The following is a 357-nucleotide window of genomic DNA, read 5'->3' as shown; positions in this document are numbered from 1 at the left end:
GACAAAGCATGACCACGACCGATATCCAGCAGCACCGGATATGGACTCGTAAACCAGCCTACCGTACGAGAAATGTCTGTATCCGGCAAAATGTTCTCCCGTCCGTGTCCCTCTAAATGAATCAAACTGCGTTCATGACCCGTCCACGTGTACAGCGTCATGCCTAGTGCAGTCAGCAGCAAATCGTTCACTTCCGTGTTGTACGCGCGGTGTGCTTGCTTCAATAGTTTTTCTGTCTCTTCTTCCGTAAGCTGGAAGACCACGGTATCCGTGTCAGCCCAGGTAAACGGTTCGGCCTCCGCTTGATCCTCAGGCAAACGTACTTGGTCAGCCAAAGCAGCAGCGTTCCATTGCTTC

Annotated in this window: 1 protein-coding gene; it reads right to left on the bottom strand. The window is 52.1% G+C overall.

Going from position 1 to position 357, the window contains the following annotated elements; all coding sequences use genetic code 11:
• Positions 1–357: condensation domain-containing protein (locus tag HFE01_RS26555; RefSeq protein WP_181955941.1), on the bottom strand; the 357-nt coding region annotated here is incomplete at both ends.

It is taken from the genome of Paenibacillus sp. EKM10P (assembly GCF_011800655.1).
Classification (GTDB): domain Bacteria; phylum Bacillota; class Bacilli; order Paenibacillales; family Paenibacillaceae; genus Paenibacillus; species Paenibacillus polymyxa.
This window is presented reverse-complemented; position numbering and strand designations above follow the sequence as displayed.